This is a genomic window from Streptomyces sp. NPDC097981 (assembly GCF_040302565.1).
GTDB lineage: Bacteria > Actinomycetota > Actinomycetes > Streptomycetales > Streptomycetaceae > Streptomyces.
Window position 1 is genome coordinate 120,288 of record NZ_JBEORW010000007.1, and the last position, 19,744, is coordinate 140,031.

Sequence of the window (19,744 nt, forward strand, 5' to 3'; positions counted from 1 at the left end):
ATGAGCAGATGACCGGCCCACAGGACACCCACCGCACCCCGGGCCCACGGCCGTCGGCCCGGCCGGTTACATCGCGCGCAGGGCGTCGACGGCGATGCGGGCGGTGGTGCCGATCACCGCGTCGGCCGCGGGGAGGATGGCTGCGGGGCTGGCCGCGCGGGTGAAGACGGCGACGGCGTAGCGCCCGCCGCCGGGGTATTCGATGACGCCGACCTCGTTGCGCACGGTCGGCAGGCTGCCGGTCTTCCCGGCCACGTGGACGTCGTCGAAGGGGAATCCGGCGGCCATCCGGTGCGGCCACACCTGGAGTCCGAGCAGCCGGCGGATCGCGGCGGCGTGTTCGGGGGGACACGCCTCGTCGCGCCAGACCGCGCCGAGCAGCCGCGTCATGTCGCGGGGCGTGCTGCGGTTGCTGCGGGCCGGGTCGAGGGCGCGGAGCCGGGCTATAACGTGCGGATCGGCGAGGGCCTGTGCACCGGCGGGGCCCGCGTCCTCCCGTACGGAGGCGAAGAGCGAGCGGAAGGTCTGGACGGCCAGGGTACGGCTGAGGCCGAGCCGGGCCGTGGCCTCGTTGACGCCGTCGAGGCCCGTGCGCGCGAGGAGCAGGTCGGCGGCGGCGTTGTCGCTGACGGCGGTCATCAGGTACGCGGCGTCGCGCAGGGACATCCGTACGGGGTCGAGCATGGCGGCGAGTCCGGTGGGGCCGGCGGTGCGGTCGGCCGGGGGGCACTCGACCTGTTCGCCGAGATCCAGGCGGCCGGCCGCGGCGTGCTGGTGCAGGGCGACGAGCAGACAGAGCTTGTGCACGCTGGCGGTGACGACCGGGTGGTCCGCGCCGGCGTCGATCTCCGCACCGGAATCGATGTCGACGGCGTGCAGCCACCCGGTGACACCGGCTTCGGAGAAGGCTGTGCGGATGCGGTGGAGGGTGTGGTTCACAGCCAGTACTCCGCTGCCGGGCGCAGGTGGAGCGGCCGCGAGGGTACGTCGGCGGTCACCGCCGCAGTGTTCCACAGGGCGCGGGTGGCCGCTTCGGCGAAGGCCCCGGCGGCGGCGTCGCCCCGGCCCTGCGGCCACGCGACGCTGTGGCGCCAGGCCAGCGGGGAGCCGGCTAGGGGACGCCAGACGATGTCGGCGCGCGGGTCCGCGGCGTCGGCGGATGCGGTGTCACGGGGGGCGAAAGCCACGGCGTTCGCGGAGAGGACGAGACCGCGGACGAAGCCGGGGCCACGGCCGTGCCGGACGGCGGCGGGGGTGTAGCCGCCCCGGGCGCAGGTGTTCAGTACCTCGTCGTGCAGGGCGGGGGCCTCGGCGCGCGGGAACAGGACCAGGGCGTATCCCGTGAGGGCGGCGAGCGGCACCTCGTCCAGCGCGGCGGCCGGGGCCTCGCACGGCAGCAGTACGCCGAGTTCGCGGCGCAGGACCGGGCCGAGTTCCAGCCCGGCGATGTCGCAGGGGTGCCGCACGAGCCCGACGTCCAGCTCGCGGGTGGCGAACCGGGCCAGCTGCTCGGCGGTGGACAGTTCGTGCAGCTCCAGCTCGACGCCGGGACGGTGCTGCCGGAAGGCGGCCAGGATCGCGGCGATCGTCTCGCCGGCTATGTCGGGCGGCAGTGCGGCGCGCAGGAGCCCGCTCTCGCCGTCGCGGATGCGGCGGGCGGTGGCCGTGAGGGCGTCCGCTCGGGCGAGCAGCAGCCGGGCGTCCTCCAGCAGCACCGTGCCCGCCGCGGTGATCGACACCTGGCGGCTGGTGCGTTCGAAGAGGCGGACGCCGAACTCGCGCTCCAGTCGCCGGATGCGCTGGGACAGGGGCGGCTGGGCCATGCCGAGCAGCTCGGCGGCGCGGCCGAAGTGTCTTTCTTCTGCAACGGCGACGAAGCACTGCAGATGCCGGATCAGGTCCACGGCCAGCAACGATATCGAATTTTGATCGATCCGGGATCCATATAGATCTTGGACAGGAGCCGGGCGGCGGTGCTGTGCTCACGGCATGTCCTCACCACATCTCCCCTCCCTGCGCGCCCGGTTCGGCGCCTCCGTGGCATGCGGCCTCCTGCTGGCTGCCGCGCTCACCGGCTGTACGGCGGAGGCCCGGCCGTCGGCCGCACCCGCCACCACCGCCTCCGCCTCCGCGACCGCGACCGCCTCCGCCGGCGTCTCCGTCGCCAGCCGGGAGCGGCTGGCCGTGGACGGCGGCACCCGGGAGTACCTGCTGCGCCGCCCCGCCGCCCACGGCGGCGCTCCCCGGCCGCTCCTCATCGCCTTCCACGGCCGCGGCGCCGACGCCGAGCACCTGCGCAGGCAGAGCGGCCTGGACCGGGCCGCCGACGAGCGCGGCATGCTCCTCGTGTACCCCGAGGCACTGGGCAAGGCCTGGGGCGCCGGCTCCGCTCCGACCGCGCAGCGGCCCGATCCGGACTCCGATGTCCGGTTCACCGAGGCGCTGGTCGCCGAGCTCGTGCGCACCGGCCGGGCGGATCCGCACCGGGTCTACGTCGCCGGGTTCTCCAACGGCGGCTCCATGGCCCTGCGCATGGCCGCGCAGCGTCCGGACCTGGTCGCGGGTGCGGTCTCGGTGTCGGGCGAACTGCCCACCGGGGCCGCCGCCGTGAAGCCCACGGGTGCGGTGTCCACGATGATCGTCTACGGGGCCGAGGACCCGGTCCGGCCGCTCGCGGGCCTGCCCAGTCCCGGCCCGGCCGGCCCGGGGGAGGAACCCATGACGCCGACCATGTCCGCCCGGGCGAGCGCGGAGGCGTTCGCCACCGCCGGCGGGGCGGGCGGTCCCGTCGAGGAGGGCAAGCCGGGCTACGACTCCGTCACCTGGCCGCCCGGCTCCGCGGGGGCGGCCGTCCGGCTCCTCGTCCTGCACGGGGCGGGCCACACCTGGCCCGGGTCGGCCATGCCACCGCCCGCGGACTTCGGCGCCGTCAGCACCGCGCTGGACGCGAGCAGCACCCTGCTCGACTTCCTCGCCGCGCAGCGACGCTGACGGTGCCCTTCGCCTCCGGGCGACGCCGGTGGCGGCGCACACCACACCTGTGCGTTCGAGAGTGGTGTGCGCCGCCATGGGCCGGGCCCGCCCGGCCTCCCTACTGTTCAGCCATGACGAGCCGACTTCCTTCCCTTCGGGGGCGCGTGGCACTGGTGACCGGCGGCGGCAGCGGCATCGGCCGGGCCTGCGCGATCGCGCTGTCCGAGGCGGGTGCCACGGTGCACGTGGTCGACATCGGCGAGGAGTCGGCCCGGGCCGTCGCCGGACTCGTCGGCGGGCGGGCGCACGTCGTCGACCTCGCCGACCCGGCGGCGATCGAGGAGCTGCCGGCGGCCGTGGACATCCTGGTCAACAGCGCGGGCCTGCAATACGTCGCCCCCATCACCGAGTTCCCCGCCGAGCGCTTCGCCCGGATCCAGCAGGTGATGGTCACAGCGCCGTTCCTGCTGCTGCGCCACGTGCTGCCGCACATGTACGCCGCCGGCTGGGGCCGGGTGGTCAACATCTCCAGCGCCCACGGGCTGCGGGCCAGTGCCTACAAGTCCGCCTACGTCGCCGCCAAGCACGCCCTGGAGGGACTGAGCAAGGTCACCGCGGTCGAGAGTGCCCCGTACGGGGTGACCAGCAACTGCATCAGCCCCGGATACGTACGCACGCCCCTGGTCGAGGCCCAGATCGAACAGCAGGCCGCCGCGCACGGCATCAGTCCCGAAGACGTGCTGTCCGACGTGCTGCTGACCCGGTCCGCGATCAAACGCCTGATCGAGCCCGAGGAGGTCGCCGCGGCCGCGGTGTGGCTCTGCGGGCCGCACGCCGGCTACCTCACGGGCACCTCGCTGCCCCTGGATGGTGGTTGGACGGCCACCTGAAATTAACTACCGACCAGTAGACAAGGGGAGCGATCTTGGCCAATTCTGATCCTGTACATGCCAATTCCCGCCACTGAGGAGCGCCCCCACATGCGCAGCACCCGCGCCCGCTTCCGCCTGCTCGCCGCCGCCACCGGCACGGCCGCGGCCACCGTCGTCCTGATGCTGGCCCCCGCCGCCTCCGCCCGGACCGCGCCCGCTCCGGCCCCGGCGGCCGCCCCGGCCGCGGCCACCGCCTCCGCTCCCGGCGGCAACGCGCTCATCCGCGGCATCGACTACGGCACGTGGAAGCGCGACGTGGCCGCCGTCATGGCCACGGCCCGCCCGTACGTCGAGCAGCGCATCGCGCAGTCGCCCACCGGCGAGAAGCCCGCGATCGTCCTCGACATCGACAACTCCTCGCTGGAGACGGACTTCCACTGGTTCTGGACCTTCCCGACCCCGGCGATTTCCGAGGTCCGCGACCTGACCCGGTACGCCAACGACCGCGGCGTCGCCATCATCTTCGTCACCGCCCGTCCCGGGATCGTCCAGTCCCTCACCGAGCACAACCTCAGGGCGGTCGGCTACCCCGTCACGGACCTGTACGTCCGGGACCTGCCCGCCCTCTTCAGTGAGGTCAGCGCCTACAAGACGGCCAAGCGCGCCGAAATCGAGGCCCGCGGCTACACGATCATCGCCAACATCGGCAACAACAACAGCGATCTGGTCGGCGGCCATGCCGAGCGCACCTTCAAGCTGCCGGACTACGACGGCAAGCTCTCCTAGCCGGCCGCAGCCGGGCACGCCGCCGGCCGCCGGCACACGTACCGGCGGCCGGCGGCTGCACCGGGAGGCTCATCAACTTCATTAGTTATCCCTAGTGTTACGCACATATAATCGTGTTCATGGAGTTGCTGCGTTTGTCCAAGGCTGCGAAGCGTCTCGGGATACACCCGATGACGCTTCGTCAGTGGGCTCTCGACGGCAAGATCTTGTACACGTGGGTCGGTCGCGAGCGCCGGTTCTCCTCGGTCGATGTGGAGAACATGAAGCGCGGCAGTGACTCCTCTCGCCCGAGGCTTGAACTTCTGTATGTGCGCGTGTCCGGCTCGTCCGGACAGGAGTCCTCGCTGGAAGCCCAGGAGCAGGAATTGCGGGTACCTCGACCGGTGAGATCGTCAAGGTTCTCCGCGACCGCGCCTCGGGTCTGAAGGAGAACCGGCCTGGTCTGAACCGGGTGTTGGCGATGGTGTCGGACGGCTCGGTGACCGTGGTCCGTGTGACGCACGAGGACCGGCTGGCGCGTTTCGGGGTGGGCTGGCTGAAGCGGCTGTTCGCCGTGTACGGGGTCTCCGTGGAAGTGCTGCACCCGAAGAAGCTCGGCAGCCGCGACGAACTCCTCGAAGATTTCGTCTCCCTGGTGACTGCGCATCACGGGCGGGAAAGTCCGTGCCGACCTCGCCTACACCCACCCTGTGCCGAAGCCCCAGCGCACCGGGCACAAGGTGGCGTTGGGGGTGGACTGGGGCCTCAATACCCTTCTCAGCGCGGGTGTGAGCCGACTCCACCCCGACGGGAAGATCACCGCCGCCGGAGCCGGCGGTCAGTTCCGTGCCGCCGGAATACTCGCCAAGCAGCACCGTCTGCGAAATCTCTCCGAGCGCCTGCACGCCAAGGCTGACCAGTACGCCCGCCTCGCCGACTCCACCCTGGACGGCAAGGCCGCCACGCTGGCTCAGGAGATCCGCCGTGTCTCCGAGCGACGCTCGAACCTCAACGACGCTCTCGCCTGGGCCGGTGCTCGCTGGGCCGTGGACCAGGCCGTCGCGGCCGGAGCCACGGTCATCTACCTCGAAGACCTCCGGTCGATGGAAGCCGACGGCATGGGCCGCACCCACAACACCCGCATGTCCCAGACCGTGCGCGGCCAGATCGCCGACCGCATCCGCCACCTCGCCGCCGAGACCGGTATTGCCGTCGTCACCGTCCCACCGCGCAACACCTCGAAGCACTGCCCCTGCTGTCTGACCCCGTTGCGGCACCGCAAGGCCCCCGACCGGCCCACCGTGCCGGGATGGACGTGGGCCATCTGCCCCAGGTGCGGCTGGCAGGGCGACCGGGACCAAGGAGCCTGGCGGCGGATCGCCGCCCGCGGCCTCGCCCACCAGACCAAGACCATCGCCGACCGCGCCAGCGGCACGATGGTCATCCGCGCCGTGGTCGATGTGATGGAGGCCAAGGCCGTCATCGCGACGACCCCGAAGACCAGCCGGTCGGACCGGTCCAAGACCAGTCCGACCCGGCCACGAACCAACCGCCTCACGCCCAGGCGACGTGAGGTTCCCTCCCCCGCACGGCCCTCAGGTCGTGCAGGCCAGCGTCCGGAGGGGCACGCGCCAACGGACCGGACACGGCTGCCCCGTGCAGCCCACCGGCACCAGAGCGTGACCACGATCAGCACCCCCACCACAGGCCGGCACCGGCCACGCGGAGCAGCACTCGGCGCGGGATTCCACCTCCACGCTCACGCTTCCCCACCACGGTGGGCAATACCCGTGCCGGACCTTACGGTTCGCATGGGATCGCTTAGCTGATCAGAGACGCTTCAGGAACGGATCCCGTCGCAGGTGATCCGCAGGTGGCGCGGGCCGCGCAGGACCGCGTTCTGACGGTAGGGCGGCGGGTCCTCGACCAGACGCGGGTTCTCCAGGCGGCGGGCCAGCTCGCTCAGCGCCAGTTGGGCCTCCAGCCGGGCCAGCGGGGCGCCGAAGCAGCTGTGGATGCCGCTGCCGAGCCCCAGGTGCTGGACGTCCTTGCGGTACGGGTCGAAGCGGTCCGGGTTCTCGAAGCGGTGCGGGTCCCGGTTGCCGGAGGCGAGGACCAGCCACATCGAGGAGCCCTTGGGGATGGTGACCCCGCGGACCTCGATGTCGACGAGCGGGGTGCGCTGTGGCAGCAGCTGCACCGGCGGCTCGAACCGCAGCAGCTCCTCGACCAGGGGAACCACGAGCCCGGGCGTCTCGCGCAGCTGCCGCAGGACATCCGGGTTGCGCAGCAGGGTGAGCATCCCGTTGGTGATGAGATTGACGGTGGTCTCATGGCCCGCGATGAGCAGCAGGGCGGCGGTGCTGAGCAGTTCCATCGTGCTCATCGACTCGTCCGGCCCGTGCCCGAGGGCCAGTTGGGAGAGCATGTCGTCGCCGGGGTTCTTGCGCCGCTCCTCGATCAGCCCGGCCAGGTACATGCCCAGTTCCATCCGGGCGTCGTGCGTGGTCTTGTCCCGCTCCTTCGGATCGGCGTCCGGGTCGGGGTCCAGGCTCGCGGCCAGGGTGTCGGCCCAGACGTGGAAGCGGGCCTCGTCCTCGCGCGGCACACCGAGCAGCCGGCAGATCATGGTGACGGGGAACGGGTACGAGAACTGGTCGACCAGGTCGATGTTCCCGGGGTCGCCGAGGTTGTCGATGAGCCCGGTGACGATGGAGCGGAGGTCGTCGCGCATCCCCTCGATGCGGTACGGCGAGTGCGGCGGGCCGAAGGGGCGGTTCGTCATCCGGCGCAGCCGGTCGTGCTCCGGCGGATCCAGCTTCAGGAAGCTGGGCGGCAGGGTCCCGGCCCCCTCGTCCTCGGCCTCGGCCAGCGGGTCCCCGGCCGTCGCGGCGAGGTTGCGTGCATCGGAGCTGAGCCGCGGGTCGTGCAGCAGGGCCAGGATGTCGTGGTACGTGCTGATGGCGTACGGGCCGTCCCCGTCGTGGAACACCGGGGTCTTGCGCAGTTCCTCGTAGAGCGGGTACGGGTTCGCGCGGTTGGAGTAGTCGAGGATGTCGCTCAGGATGCCTTGCTTCATGCCGGGTCCTCCGGAGGGCGGGCGGGTCAGTGCCCGGCGGGGGTGAACGTCATCCGCCGGTCGGCCGGCGAATATCCGCTGAGGGTGATGGTCGGTCCGTGCGTGGGCACGGACGGGTCGGGGAAGTCCGCGGGGAGGGGCTTCTGCCCTTCGGGGCGCCGGTCGACGGTGGGGAACGGCGGCGGGAAGGGGGCCGTGGCCTCGATCTGCTTCTCGTAGAACTGGAGCCAGCGCGAGTTGTCGAAGGTGACCGCCCCGATGACGCGGCCCTGGTAGCCGTAGACGCCGGTGAAGCGCCGCTCGGCGCGCGAGCCCTGGGTGATCATGATCTCGGTGCCCATCGAGGGCACGCCGACCGATTTGATGTTCACCCCGAACTGGGTCGACCAGAAGGCCGGCACCCAGATGTGGGGGCGGCGGTCGCTGCTCTCGCTGAGCATGTTGTGAGCGGCGGTCTCGGCCTGGGACACGGCGTTGCCCCAGTGCTCCAGCGACAGGAACTGGTAGCCGAACAGTGGGTGCGGGGAGCGGGCGACGTCGCCCGCCACGAAGATGTCGTCGGTGACGATGCCGAAGATGTCGAAGGCCCGGCATCCTGCGTCACAGGCGATGCCGCGCGGGCCGGCGCCGAGTCCGGAGCCGGCCAGCCAGTCGGTGTTGCGCTGGGCACCGAGCGAGACGACCACGACGTCGCACTCCAGCGTGGTGCCGTCGGAGAACTGCGCGGCACGGACCCGTCCGGTGGTGTCGCCCTCCAGGGCCGTGACCATGACGCCGGTGCGCAGGTCGACGCCGTTCTCCCGCTGGAGTTCGGCGGCGACCGCGCCGATGACCCCGCCGAGGGCGCCGACGAGGGGAGCGTCGCCGAGCTCGGCGACGGTGACCTCCAGTCCGCGCTCGCGGCAGGCCGAGGCGATCTCGGAGCCGGTGAACCCGGCGCCGATGACCAGGACCCGGCGCGGGCCGGCGTCGAGCCGCCGGGCCAGGGCCGCGCCGTCGTCGCGGGTCCGCAGCACGAACACGCCGTCGAGTTCCGCCTCGGCCGGGTTCGGCCAGGGGCGGGCCCGTACGCCGGTGGCGATCAGCAGCCGGTCGTAGGGCACCTCGTCACCGTTGGCGAGCTTGACCCGGCGGCCGGCCATGTCGAGGCCGCTGGCCGGTACGCCGAGGCGCCATTCGGCGTCGATCTCGCGGCGGCGGGGCAGCGCGGTGCGCTCGGCCGTGCCCTTGCCCAGCAGAGCCTGCTTGGACAGGGGAGGCCGGTCGTACGGCTCGTGGGGCTCGTCGCCGATCATGGTCAGCGAGCCCTTGAAGCCCTTCTCGCGCAGCGTCTCGGCACCGCGCAGGCCGGCGAGCGAGGCACCGACGACGACGATCCGGCCGTCAGCCTTGAGGCGGTCCAGGTTTCCGTCAGGCATCGGATGCCTCCCCGGCGGCGGGGGCGCCGGCCGCGGCAGCCGCCATGTCCAGCTCGTCCACGAGGATCGCCTGCACGGGACAGGCGGCGACCGCCTGGGCCACGCGCTCGCGATGGGCGTCCTCGGCCTGCGGGTCGTAGAGCAGGCCTTCGTCTCCGTGCATCGCGAAGACGTCGGGTGCGAGGAAGGCGCACTGCGCGTATCCCTGACACCGGTTGAGATCGACCACAAGCCTCAGCACGGTCCAGTCCTTTCGTCGGCCCCTCCGGCTCCCCGGCCAGACTGCGGCGCGGCAGGCGGAACGGCCCGTCCGGCGCGGCCATTGGGGTGATGGGGGTGGGTGTCACGGGGAACGGCGGGCGGCGCGCAGGATGTACACGCTGATGATCAGGGCCCAGGCGGGGAAGACCAGCTCACACCAGGGCAGGCTGGAGCCCACCACCAGCAGGGCCAGCCCGGCCAGAGTCCCGATCAGGATCAGCGGCCTGGGAAGGACCCCGAGCTTGCGGCCGATCATCGAGGCCGCGAGGACGAAGACGGCGGCCATCCGCATCCCGTACGTCGTGAGCAGCGTGTACGCGAAATGCCGGCCGAAGCCCGTGGCATCCCCGGCGGCCAGCACGGTCCCGGCGGCCGCGACGGCACCGAAGAGGCAGGCGACGAAGACCAGTCCGCTGCCCAGGAAGACCGTGGCCATGAACCGGTCCTCGGCGTCCCCGGTGTGCGCGCGCAGCGCCCCCATGAACCACAGGAAGGCGATGCCGGCGAACGGGACGAGCTGCAGCGCCGTGTTCAGCGCCCCCCGTCCTCCGGAGGTGATCTCCACCTGCTCACCGCCGGCCCCGCCCGGCAGCGCGAGCCGCGCGAGCACCATCGCCGCCCCGAGCAGGACGGCGAAGACGACCCCTGCCAGCCCTGCGGCCCTGGGAGTGCTCATGCCGTCTTCCCGGGTGCTCCCCGGTACTCCCTGTGTCATTCCTCCAGCAAGCCGCGCACCGGCCCCGGGTGCCAGCGGGACGACCCGCCCGGGTGACGCACCCGGCCCCGGGCCATGCGGTCCTGGAGGCGTCAGGCGTCAGGCGGGGTGGTGTCGGCTTCCGCAGCGAGGGTGACGTGACCGGTCCAGGACCGGGGTTCCGTGGGAGGGTCCCACGTCACTTCGACATCGGCTTCATGGAATTCCCGCGCGAGGCCCACCACCATGGCGGCCGCAGCGGTCTTCGCCTCCCGGGGGTCGGCGTCGGCCGGCACGCCCGGGAGGCGTCCGCAGATCATTGCGCCTTTCACGTCGAGGATGCTGTGGCGCCAGCCTTCCGGCGTCGCCAGCAGGACGATGCCCTTCGGCCTTTCGAAGGGGGGCCGCCATTTCTTGTCGCTCTTTCGTCTCACCACGTGGCCATCCAACAGCGCCGGCTTCCCGGCGGTGGAGCCGGGTGGAGGTTCTGGACGACCGGTGGGAGCTGCCGCCGGGCAACCCCCACGACTCGGCCGGAGCCACGCCGCGCGCCTTGGGCTAATGCGCCGTGATCAGGATGCTGCCCGGCTCGCCCGCTCCCTCCTCCCGCGGCGGGGCCGTCCTGGGTGCCCTCGGGGTGCTGCCCGCCACGATGAGGGCGAGCAGGACCGCCGCGGCCTCGCTCTGCAGCATCCGGGCCGCCTGCCCCAGGCGGTGCGGGTCCGGGGCCGGGATGGACAGGGCCAGGCATTCGGCGTCGGGGCCCGAGGTGATGGGGAGGGCCGCACAGACCGTGCCCAGGGCGTACTCCTGGAGGTCCAGCAGGGGGGCGCCCGGCCGTCGGGTGTCGAGCTGCCGGAAGAGGTGGTCCTGCCGGGTGATGGTGTGGGCGGTGAACCGGGCCGCCCGGTGCCGGGACAGGTGGTCCTTGCGGCCGTCGGTGCCGAGCTGGGCCAGCAGGGCCTTGCCGACGGCGGAGGCGTGGGCGGCGGCCCGGAAATCGACCCACTCCTCCACGAGCGGTGTCGCCGGGCCGTCGGCGTACTGGGTGATGCACACCTCGCCGTCGGAGTAGCGGGCCACGTACACGGCGGCGCCGACCGCGTCCCGGACCCAGGCGAGGGTCTCCTGAAGGTGTCCGCGCCCGTCACCGGTCGCCGCCCCGGCCAGTAACAGCGCCCGGCCCCTGATGTACGCGCCGGGGCCGGCCGGGGCCGCCAGGTTCGCCCGTACCAGCTGCTCCAGCGCCCGGGCCAGCACCAGTTGCGGCAGCCTCGTCTCGCGGGCGATCTGCGCGAGGCTCACTCCGCCCGAGTAGCGGTTGACGACCTCCAGGACGCGCAGCGCGTGGTGGACGCATTCCATCGCGACCGGAGCCGGCCGCTCCCCGGACGAACCGCGGGCGGCCCGGGCCGGCTGCGGCTCCTGCAGGGCTTCGACGGCCCAGGCATTCGCCTCGTCCGTCAGGTGCAGGAGGTCCAGCCGCGCGTGCTGGGCCACTGCCACCGCCACCTGCGGGCCGAGGAGGAACACCTCCCCCAGGTCGTGGTCCTCGCTCCAGCTCCGGGCCGTCACGGCCCGCCGCAGCCGGGCGGGAAGCCGGTACGGGGGCCGCCCGCCGTGCCCCCGGGCGGCCGTGAGGGCGGTGAGGTCCTGGGTGCTGATCGGCGGCGAGGTCCAGATGACCGAGGCCCCGAGGGCCTCCTCCAGGTTCCCCGGGATCTCCGGCAGGTGCGGCAGGCCCTCGTCCGGGGGCAGCGCCTCGGCCAGCGCCTTCCAGTGCCGGGCGGTGCACACCTCGGCGCGCGCGAGGTGGTGCAGGTGGAGGAGGCGCGCCGCGGTCCGCGAGCCGGCTCCCGCCGCGTACTGGAACCAGAACTGCGCGCCCTCCATCCGGTCGGCGAGGTGCAGCAGGCAGCCGAACAGCAGCGCCGGTTCCGCACCGTGCGGCCAGGTTCCGGCGGCCAGGGCGAGCTCGGCGAAGGTGCGGCTCTCCGCCAGGGACCAGGCCAGGTCGTCCAGCGCCCGCGCGGCGCGTACGTGGCAGGCGGCGTCCAGTGCGAGGTCGTCCGCCGGGGTGGGCGCCGGTGCGGGCACGGGCGCGGGCGCGGCGGGCGAGGGCGAGGGGAGGCCGCACCGGCTGGCGGCGCCCGTCGCCGAACGGGCCCGGTCCGCCGCGATGCGGCGCGCGATGCGCCGCCGGGCGGCGTCCTCGTCGTAGCCGGCGTACTCCTCCATCAGCACCCGTGCCTGCTCCAGTGCCGCCGCCAGCTCCTCACCCGTCACGGCGTCGCGGTCGGTCGTCATGTCGCTCACTGGCCCTTCTCCTCTGCAGGAGCCCAGTCCGCCCCGAGCTTCTGGGACAGGATTCGGCTTGCGCCTCGAATGTGCGAACGGACCGCCGCAGGAGAGATCCCCATCGTCCGGCCGACGGTTCCGTGGTCGTACCCCAGCAGGAAGCCCAGCAACACCACGTCGTAGTGCCGTTCGGGCAGGCACGCGACCGCCGCGTACAGGCCGAGCTTGGATTCCAGCAGCTCCATCCGCTGCCGGGAGGCGCGGCGCAGGGCGGCGAACCAGGCCGTCTCGACCATCGCCCCGGACCGGCCCAGCAGCGCCAGTCTGCGTGCGACGTGTTCGCGCAGCACCGCCCAGGCGAAGCCGTGGAGGCTCGCTTCCTTCAGCGCCTGGCGCCACACCTTCAGCAGGAAGGTGAACACGTCGTCGACGACGTCCTCGGCGTCCTGGCGGGAGCCCAGTTGCAGGTGTGCGTAGCGCAGGTAGGCGCGGTGGTGCTGGGAGTGGAACGCGCTGAACTCGACCGGCAGGACGCCGGCCAGCTCGCTGGAGACCGCCCGGTCCCCGGACGGGTCGAACTCGCCCTCGCTCATGCGCTCCTCCAGGGATCCCGGTCGTCGCCGGTACGAGCGGTCGCGGCCCGGGTCCTCGCACCCGGCAGGCATGGATGTCTCCTGACGGCGTCGAAGGCGACGAGTATCAGCACGGGAGTGACGGTCTGGACAGGATTCACGTCGGCGCGAAACCTTCCGGTGAAGTGAACGGAACGGGCATGCCCCCACACATCCAGCGGCCGGACGGACCGGCTGCTCCCCCAACACCACCCCATCGGAAAAGACGCCCGATTGTGCACGGCTGTCGACGGAAATCTTTCGGAAAGTGGCGCATCTGCGCTGCTGTGCGCCCCCTTGCCACCGCGTACGCCCCTACTCCACCACCAGGTCCGCCCGCGCCCGCCCGCCGGCGATCAGCCGGGCGTTCGCCTCGTCCGAGCGGGTCACCCACTCCTCGGCGTGGGCAGGGGCCCTGCCGTGGCGGACATGCCGGTCGACGAGGCGCCGCACGCGCAGACCGTCGTCGGGCGCGAGGAACCAGACCTCGTCGAGGAGCGCCCGTACCCCCGCCCACTCCCCCGCCTCGTACAGCAGGTAGTTGCCCTCGGTGATCACCAGGCGCACCGCGGGGGCGACGGGGATGCTCCCTGCGACCGGCTCCTCCAGCGAACGGTCGAAGGCCGGGGCGTAGACCGCCGCGGCCGCGGGTGTGCGCAGGCGGCCGAGCAGCGCCGCGTACCCGGCGGCGTCGAAGGTGTCCGGGGCGCCCTTGCGGTCGGCCCGGCCCAGACGCTCCAGTTCGGCCTGGGCCAGGTGGAACCCGTCCATCGGTACGACCACGGCCAGTCCGGGCCCCAGCGCCGCCGCGAGGCGTGCGGCCAGGGTCGACTTGCCGGCTCCCGGCGGCCCGGCGATGCCGAGGACGCGGCGGGCGCCCGACGCCGCGAGCGCGCGGGCCCGTTCCTCCAGTTCGGTGAATTCCATCCCCCCATCCTGCCCGCGCGCCGCGGGTGCGATCCGCTCAGGCTGCGGGGGGCGGGGGCAGGTGGGGGGTGACGCCGACCCGCGCGACGAGCAGGGCGATGTCGTCGTCCGCGGACGCCGGGACCAGGTGGGTGATCAGCGAGTCGCACAGGTGGCCCAGCGAGCCCTGGGGCTCGCTCAGCAGACGGGTCAGTTCGGTCAGGCGCTCATCGATGTCTCTGCCGCGGGCTTCGACGAGGCCGTCGGTGTACAGGACGAGGAGGCTGCCCGGGGGGAGGGTGACGTCGGTGGTGGTGTAGACGGTCCCGCCGACGCCCAGCGGGGTGCCGGGCGGCAGTTCGAGGAGACGGACCCGGCCGTCGGGGTCGACGGTCGCGGGCGGCGGATGCCCGGCGCGGGTGATGCGGCAGTGGCCGGTTTCCGGGTCGACCACGGCGTACAGGAAGGTGGCGATCATCGGGTCGGCGAGATCGTCCAGGGTCGCTTCCAGCTGGTGCAGCAGGGCCTCGGGGGCGAGGTCGAGCCGGGCGAGGGCGCGCACGCTGGCGGAGAGCCGTCCCATGACCGCCGCGGCCCCGATGCCGTGGCCCATGACGTCCCCGATGAGGAGGGCGGCCTTGCCTCCGGGGAGGTGCAGGACGTCGTACCAGTCGCCGCCGATCTCGTTGACGTCGCTGGCGGGCAGGTAGCGGTGGGCGACCTCGATGCCGGGCGGCGGGGTGATGTGCTGGGGCAGCATGCTGCGCTGGAGGACGACGGCGGTCTCGTGTTCGCGGTGGTAGAGGCGCGCGTTGTCGATGCTGATGGCTGCGCGGGCGGCGAGCTCGCCGGCGAGGGTGACGTCGTCGGGCCCGAAGGGGCCGACGGGGCTGGTGCGGTAGAAGGTGACGAAGCCGAGTACGAGGTCCCGCGCGGTCAGCGGCACCATCATGAACGAGTGCACTCCGAGGGGCAGGAGCTGTGCGGGTCTGCTCGTGTGGCGGGCGGCCGGCGCGATGGCCTGGTCGTCCAGGTGGGCGATCAGGAACGGCCGGCGGGAGGCGAGGGCCTGGGTGTAGGGGGCGGCCGCCGGGAAGACGAGGGTCCTGCCCAGGGGCGCGAGGACGCCGATCACGGCGGAGCCGGTCAGCGGCGCCTTGCCCAGGCGCCGCAGGGCGACGCCTCCGGCCAGGCCCATGCCGGGCTCGTCACCGCGGGCGAGGTTGTCCAGTACGTCGACGGTGGCGGCGTCGGCGAGCCGCGGTACGGAGAGGTCGGCCAGTTCCTGCGCGGTGCGCTCCAGCTCCAGGCTGGCGCCGATGCGGGCACTGGCCTCGCTGAGCAGGGCCAGTCTGCGACGGCCCGCCTCGGCCTCGACGTGGTCGTGTTGCTGCTCGGTGATGTCGAGCAGGGAGGCGATCACGCCGATCGGGCGGCCGCCGGGGTCCTCCACCCGGACGTACGAGCACGACCAGGCGTGGTCGTGGACCGGGTCGGCCGGGGTGCGGCCCGTGCGGCGGCGGTCCAGCACCGGTTCCCCGGTGGCCAGGACCTCCCGCATCGCGTCCTCCATGTCCTCGGCGTTCACCTCCGGCAGGACCTCCGCGAGGCGCCGTCCCACGTGGGCGGACTCGGAGAGACCGTTCATCGCTTCCAGGGCCGGGTTGACCTGGAGGAATCGCAGCTGCGTGTCGAGGATGGCGATGCCGACGGGCGAGCGGGCGAACAGCCCGTCCCAGACCGCCGACGATCCCCGGATCCGGCGGGCGGCGTGGGCGTCGGCGGCGAACACCAGGACCGCCGAGGCGTCGTGCCGCCGGCTGGGTACGGGACAGGCCCAGATCTCCAGCTCCAGCGGGTGCCCGTCCTGGTGCCACGCGGTCACGGTGCCCATCACCCCGCGCCCGGTGACGGCGGTCTCCCACAGGGCGCGGCCGAGGCTGCGGTCGGCTCCGGGGTGGAGGAGGTCGGCGATGTGCCGGCCGACGATCTGCGGCGGGGTGTAGCCGAGCAGTTCCTGTGCGGCGTGGTTCCAGCGGACGATCGTCCCGTCGGCGCTGGTGGCCAGCTGTGCCACGGGCAGGGAGCCCAGCCACCCTCCGGCGTCCTGGGCGGCGCCGCTGATCAGATCCTCGATGGGCGTCTGCTCGGTCATCGCGCACGCGCCCCCGTACGGCCGTGCCCCGCCGGGCGGAACGGTCCGTGCGGGCGCAGTGCTGCCCGCGTGCCGTGGCCGGCTCCGTGCGGGGGCCCGGCAAGGAAGGCCTTCGGCTGCACTTCCTCCACACCCCCATGGTCGCCCTGTAGGCCCGGGAACGCTCCCCGGCACGGTCAGGGGCGGGCGAGCACCGCCACGGCATTGTGGCCGCCGAATCCGAAGGAGTTGCTGACGGCGACCTGCGAGGCGTGCCTCCTGGCCGTTCCCGTGACGACGTCGATGTCCATCCCGGCGTCGGTCCCGCCCGGCCCGGCCGTGGGCGGAACGGTGTCGTCGGCCATGGCGAGGGCGGTCAGGGCCGCCTCGATGACGCCCGCGGCCCCGAGGGTGTGCCCGAGGGTGCCCTTGGCCGAGGTGACGGGCGGCCGGTGGGGGAAGACCCGGCGCAGGACTGCGGCCTCGACGGCATCGTTCTGCCGGGTCGACGTGCCGTGTGCGTTGACGTGGCCGATGTCCTCGGGGCCGACGCCCGCGTCCGCGAGGGCGGCACGGACGGCCTGCTCGGCGCCGCGGCCTTCGGGGTGCGGGGCCACCAGGTGGTGCGCGTCCGTCGAGGCGGCGTAGCCGATCAGTCGCGCGAGGGGCCGGGCCGCCCGGGCGGCGGCGTGCCCGGGACGCTCCAGGATCAGCGCGCCGGCGCCCTCGGCGATGACGAAGCCGTCCCGGGTGGCGTCGAAGGGGCGCGATCCCGTGCCCGACAGGGCCCCCAGCTGGGAGAAGCCGACGACCACCAGCCGGGTGACGGCCGCTTCGGCGCCGCAGACGAGGGCGATGTCGCACTGCCCGGTCGCCAGCAGGTCCCGGGCGAGGCCGAGAGCGGTGGTGCCCGAGGCACAGGCGGTGGAGGTGGACAGCGCGGGTCCGGTCACCCCGAAGCGCAGCGCGATGTTGGCGCACGTCATGTTGATCAGATAGCCGGGGAGGAAGTACGGGGAGACGAACTCCGGGCCCCGCTCCCCGAGCCGGGCGAGTGCCTTGTCCTGGGTCAGGACTCCGCCCACACTGCTGCCGGTGACGACGGCGACCCGGCTGCCGTCCCACTCCTGCGGATCGAGCCCGGCGTGGTCGAGTGCCTGCGCGGCTGCCACCAGGCCCAACCGGTCGACCGGGTCGAGGTGGGCCGAGCCGCGCCGGTGCAGGACCGGGTGGTCCAGCTCCGGTACGCGGCAGCTGAGGGAGACGGGCAGGCCGTCGAGCACGGGGTCGGGGGCTGCGGTGGAGCGGCCGGTGCGGACCGCCGACCATGTGGCGTCCCGGTCGCACCCGGCCGCTGTGACCAGGCCGAGCCCGGTCACGACGGCCTCGGGACGTCGGGTCAACGGTCCGTCCGCCGTGCGTCGACGGACGCGGCGAACTCCCCGAGGGTGGCGGCCCGGAGCTCCTCCTCCTCGACCTTGATGCCCAGCATCTCGTGAACGGCGATGGCCATCTCGACGATCATGAGCGAATCGGTCAGCAGGTCACGCATGGGCGCGCTCGCCCGTACCTCGTCGGAGGGGACTTCGAACCTCTCGATGAGCAGTTCACTGATCACGTCGAGGACGGATTCCGGCGCGGAAGTAGTCACGGAGGCTCTCATTTGCGGTATCGGTGCCATTGCAGCAGGGTGGCGGGGTCAAGGTGTTCTCGTGCTCAAATAAGTACCACGGCAGGGTATTTACTCAAAGCCCGGCATTATCACGCCTGTTGATGATTCAAAACGCGAGAGTGGGGATCATTCGTGTCGGAAAACTTGGCCGATGTGATCGATGTGGCCGGCGCCGAGCTCCGGCACGTGGGCCGACTGCTCGGCGAGGCCGGGGAGAGCGCCTGGGACCGCTTCCTCGACTGGCTCGTCGACGACTACTTCCGGCTCGAAGTGGCGGGGACGGAGAACATCCCGGCCGAAGGGCCGGCGATCCTCGTCGCCAATCACTCGGGCGCCTGGGGGCTCGACGCCTTCGTTCTCCAGAAAGTGTTCGCCCGCACCCTGCGGCGACCCCTGCACGTCCCCGCCGCACCGCTGGTGTTCCGATTCCCGGTCATCGGTTCGTACGCCCGCAAGAAGGGCGCCATTCCGCTCGATCCGCTGCTGGGAATGGAACACTTGACCGCCGGGGAACTCGTTGGGGTGTTTCCCGAAGGGCTTTCCGGTCTGGAAAAGCCATTTCGCAAGCGCTATCAGCTGCGGCCGTTCAGCCCCGGATTCGCGGCCACGGCCGTCCGGACGGGCGCCCCCGTGGTGCCGGTGTCCGTCATCGGCGCCGAGGAGGCGTCTCCCCGGATCGGCGAGATCCCCGCCCTGGCACGCCTCTTCGACCTCCCCTGCTTCCCGCTCACCACGGTGTTCCCGCTGCCCTCGAAGTGGCTCGTTACCATCGGCGAGCCCATCCCCGCACCGCGCCGGCCCGAGTCCTACGCCGCCCGCGCGGCCGCCGCCCGGCTGCTGTGCGCCGAGTCCGAGGCCGCCGTACAGACGTTGGTGGACCGGGAACGGCGCAGGCGGGAAACGCCGTTCTGGTAGCCCGCGCCCGCTCCTGCTCCCGCACGGAGCACCCGCGGTGGCCGGGGCCGGATCACCCGTCCTCGGCCACCGCCCGCACCTCGGGCCAGACCAGAGTGGTCGACCCCCAGGCCAGCCCCGCGCCGTACGCGGTGAGCGCCACCCGCAGGCCCGGCGACAGCGTCCCGGCGGCGGCCGCCTGGGCCAGCAGCACGGGCACCGAGGCCGCCGCCGCGTTCCCGTACGTCTCGATGTGCGACAGCACCTGCCCGGGCGCCAGGCCCAGTCCGGCGGTGAGCCCGTCCAGGATCCGCTGGTTGGCCTGGTGGGCGACCAGTACGTCCAGGTCCCCGAGCGGCCACCCGGCCCGGTCCAGGGCCCGCGTCACCGACTCGCACATCCCGACGACGGCCTGCTTGCGTACGGCGGGCCCGTCCATCCTGAAGTACGGCGAGTACTCCTCCTCCGGCGCCGCCAGCATCCGCTTCCTCGCCCGTGCACCGCCGCCGGGGATCTCCAGCAGATCGGCCTGCGCCCCGTCGCTGCCCAGGTCGAACGGCCCGAACGCGCCGGGCGCGCAGGCGTCGCCCGCGCACAGCACCACTGCGCCCGCCCCGTCGCCGAAGATGGCCGACATCAGCCAGTCCTGCGGATCGAGGAACGCACTGAACACGTCCGAGGCGACCAGCAGGACGCGGTCGAAGGCCCCGGCCGTGATCATCGAGGAGGCCACGCCCAGGCCGTACAGGAACCCGCTGCAGCCCGAACCCAGGTCGAACGCCGCCACGGTGCCCAGCCCGAGCCGCACGGCGACCTCCGGGGCCCCGGCCGGCATGAGCCGGTCCGGGGAGATGGTGGCCAGGACGACCGCGTCGACCGCGGACACCCCCGCCGCCGTGAGCGCGTGCCGCCCGGCCCGCACCGCAAGGTCGACGGTGGCCTCCCCGTCCGCGATGCGCCGGCTCGCCACACCGATGCGGGCGCGGATCCACTCGTCGCCGATGGGCCGCTGTCCGCAGAGCTCGGCGTTGGTGAGGACGCGCGGCGGCACATATGCGCCGAGCCCGGCGAGGACCGCGCCGCGGCCCCGTGCGGGAGCGGGCACGGGCGCGGCCGCGGCCGCGGCCGCGGCCGCGGGGAAGGCTGCCGAAGTGTGCATGAACCCGT

20 protein-coding genes and 1 pseudogene are annotated in these 19,744 nt (G+C 72.9%); 7 read left to right on the top strand and 14 right to left on the bottom strand.

Going from position 1 to position 19,744, the window contains the following annotated elements:
• Positions 1-66: 66 nt before the first annotated feature.
• Both ABTY04_RS09465 and ABTY04_RS09470 read right to left on the bottom strand, forming a co-directional pair.
• Positions 67-939 (bottom strand): serine hydrolase, encoded by an 873-nt coding sequence (locus tag ABTY04_RS09465; protein ID WP_352212759.1) that lies wholly within the window; start codon positions 937-939, stop codon positions 67-69.
• A complete protein-coding gene (locus tag ABTY04_RS09470) occupies positions 936-1,904 on the bottom strand; it encodes a LysR family transcriptional regulator (protein WP_352212760.1) in 969 nt (322 codons plus the stop codon). Before ABTY04_RS09470 ends, ABTY04_RS09465 begins: the two co-directional genes overlap by 4 nt.
• Before the next feature lie 85 nt (positions 1,905-1,989).
• On the opposite strand from ABTY04_RS09470, the gene ABTY04_RS09475 reads away from it, so the two are divergent.
• The 6 genes and pseudogenes from ABTY04_RS09475 to ABTY04_RS09500 all read left to right on the top strand — a co-directional run bounded on the left by ABTY04_RS09475 (position 1,990) and on the right by ABTY04_RS09500 (position 6,439).
• Positions 1,990-2,991: a CE1 family esterase gene (locus ABTY04_RS09475; protein WP_352212761.1), complete on the top strand. Its 1,002-nt coding sequence runs from the start codon at positions 1,990-1,992 to the stop codon at positions 2,989-2,991.
• Positions 2,992-3,104: 113 nt separating this feature from the next.
• Positions 3,105-3,863 carry a 3-hydroxybutyrate dehydrogenase gene (locus ABTY04_RS09480; protein ID WP_352212762.1) on the top strand — a complete coding sequence of 253 codons (759 nt, stop codon included), beginning with the start codon at positions 3,105-3,107 and terminating at the stop codon, positions 3,861-3,863.
• A 90-nt stretch (positions 3,864-3,953) separates the two neighbouring features.
• Entirely contained in the window at positions 3,954-4,631 is a 678-nt protein-coding gene (locus tag ABTY04_RS09485; protein ID WP_352212763.1) for an HAD family acid phosphatase, read from the top strand.
• Between the two features lie 119 nt (positions 4,632-4,750).
• Complete coding sequence (locus ABTY04_RS09490) at positions 4,751-5,056, top strand: excisionase family DNA-binding protein (RefSeq protein ID WP_352212764.1); 306 nt, start codon at positions 4,751-4,753, stop codon at positions 5,054-5,056.
• A 17-nt stretch (positions 5,057-5,073) separates the two neighbouring features.
• Positions 5,074-5,214 (top strand): annotated as a pseudogene (locus ABTY04_RS09495) (IS607 family transposase); the annotation flags it as partial.
• A gap of 106 nt (positions 5,215-5,320) precedes the next feature.
• The gene (locus ABTY04_RS09500) at positions 5,321-6,439 is read left to right on the top strand and encodes a zinc ribbon domain-containing protein (protein WP_352212765.1); all 1,119 of its coding nucleotides are present in this window, start codon (positions 5,321-5,323) and stop codon (positions 6,437-6,439) included.
• 11 nt (positions 6,440-6,450) lie between these two features.
• Here ABTY04_RS09500 and ABTY04_RS09505 read toward each other — a convergent pair whose 3' ends face one another.
• From ABTY04_RS09505 to ABTY04_RS09555, 11 genes are all read right to left on the bottom strand, one after another.
• A complete protein-coding gene (locus ABTY04_RS09505) occupies positions 6,451-7,689 on the bottom strand; it encodes a cytochrome P450 (RefSeq protein WP_352212766.1) in 1,239 nt (412 codons plus the stop codon).
• A 26-nt stretch (positions 7,690-7,715) separates the two neighbouring features.
• A complete protein-coding gene (locus ABTY04_RS09510; protein ID WP_352212767.1) occupies positions 7,716-9,107 on the bottom strand; it encodes an NAD(P)/FAD-dependent oxidoreductase in 1,392 nt (463 codons plus the stop codon).
• Entirely contained in the window at positions 9,100-9,345 is a 246-nt protein-coding gene (locus ABTY04_RS09515) for a ferredoxin (RefSeq protein ID WP_352212866.1), read from the bottom strand. Before ABTY04_RS09515 ends, ABTY04_RS09510 begins: the two co-directional genes overlap by 8 nt.
• Before the next feature lie 105 nt (positions 9,346-9,450).
• Entirely contained in the window at positions 9,451-10,044 is a 594-nt protein-coding gene (locus tag ABTY04_RS09520) for a hypothetical protein (protein WP_352212768.1), read from the bottom strand.
• A gap of 131 nt (positions 10,045-10,175) precedes the next feature.
• Positions 10,176-10,511, bottom strand: a complete 336-nt coding sequence (locus ABTY04_RS09525) for a hypothetical protein (protein ID WP_352212769.1) — start codon at positions 10,509-10,511, stop codon at positions 10,176-10,178.
• A gap of 109 nt (positions 10,512-10,620) precedes the next feature.
• Positions 10,621-11,427 (bottom strand): IclR family transcriptional regulator domain-containing protein, encoded by an 807-nt coding sequence (locus ABTY04_RS09530; RefSeq protein ID WP_352212867.1) that lies wholly within the window; start codon positions 11,425-11,427, stop codon positions 10,621-10,623.
• A 947-nt stretch (positions 11,428-12,374) separates the two neighbouring features.
• Positions 12,375-13,025: an RNA polymerase sigma factor gene (locus tag ABTY04_RS09535; RefSeq protein ID WP_352212770.1), complete on the bottom strand. Its 651-nt coding sequence runs from the start codon at positions 13,023-13,025 to the stop codon at positions 12,375-12,377.
• Between the two features lie 261 nt (positions 13,026-13,286).
• Complete coding sequence (locus ABTY04_RS09540) at positions 13,287-13,898, bottom strand: nucleoside/nucleotide kinase family protein (RefSeq protein WP_352212771.1); 612 nt, start codon at positions 13,896-13,898, stop codon at positions 13,287-13,289.
• Positions 13,899-13,935: 37 nt separating this feature from the next.
• Positions 13,936-16,032 carry a SpoIIE family protein phosphatase gene (locus ABTY04_RS09545; RefSeq protein ID WP_352212772.1) on the bottom strand — a complete coding sequence of 699 codons (2,097 nt, stop codon included), beginning with the start codon at positions 16,030-16,032 and terminating at the stop codon, positions 13,936-13,938.
• Positions 16,033-16,208: 176 nt separating this feature from the next.
• Entirely contained in the window at positions 16,209-17,414 is a 1,206-nt protein-coding gene (locus ABTY04_RS09550; RefSeq protein ID WP_352212773.1) for a beta-ketoacyl-[acyl-carrier-protein] synthase family protein, read from the bottom strand.
• Positions 17,411-17,662, bottom strand: a complete 252-nt coding sequence (locus ABTY04_RS09555) for an acyl carrier protein (RefSeq protein ID WP_352212774.1) — start codon at positions 17,660-17,662, stop codon at positions 17,411-17,413. The genes ABTY04_RS09550 and ABTY04_RS09555 overlap by 4 nt, the downstream gene beginning before the upstream one ends.
• 153 nt (positions 17,663-17,815) lie before the next feature.
• Here ABTY04_RS09555 and ABTY04_RS09560 point away from each other — a divergent pair, with 153 nt between their 5' ends.
• Complete coding sequence (locus tag ABTY04_RS09560) at positions 17,816-18,598, top strand: 1-acyl-sn-glycerol-3-phosphate acyltransferase (protein WP_352212775.1); 783 nt, start codon at positions 17,816-17,818, stop codon at positions 18,596-18,598.
• Positions 18,599-18,650: 52 nt separating this feature from the next.
• Here ABTY04_RS09560 and ABTY04_RS09565 read toward each other — a convergent pair whose 3' ends face one another.
• Positions 18,651-19,736, bottom strand: a complete 1,086-nt coding sequence (locus tag ABTY04_RS09565) for a beta-ketoacyl-ACP synthase 3 (protein ID WP_352212776.1) — start codon at positions 19,734-19,736, stop codon at positions 18,651-18,653.
• Positions 19,737-19,744 lie beyond the last annotated feature (8 nt).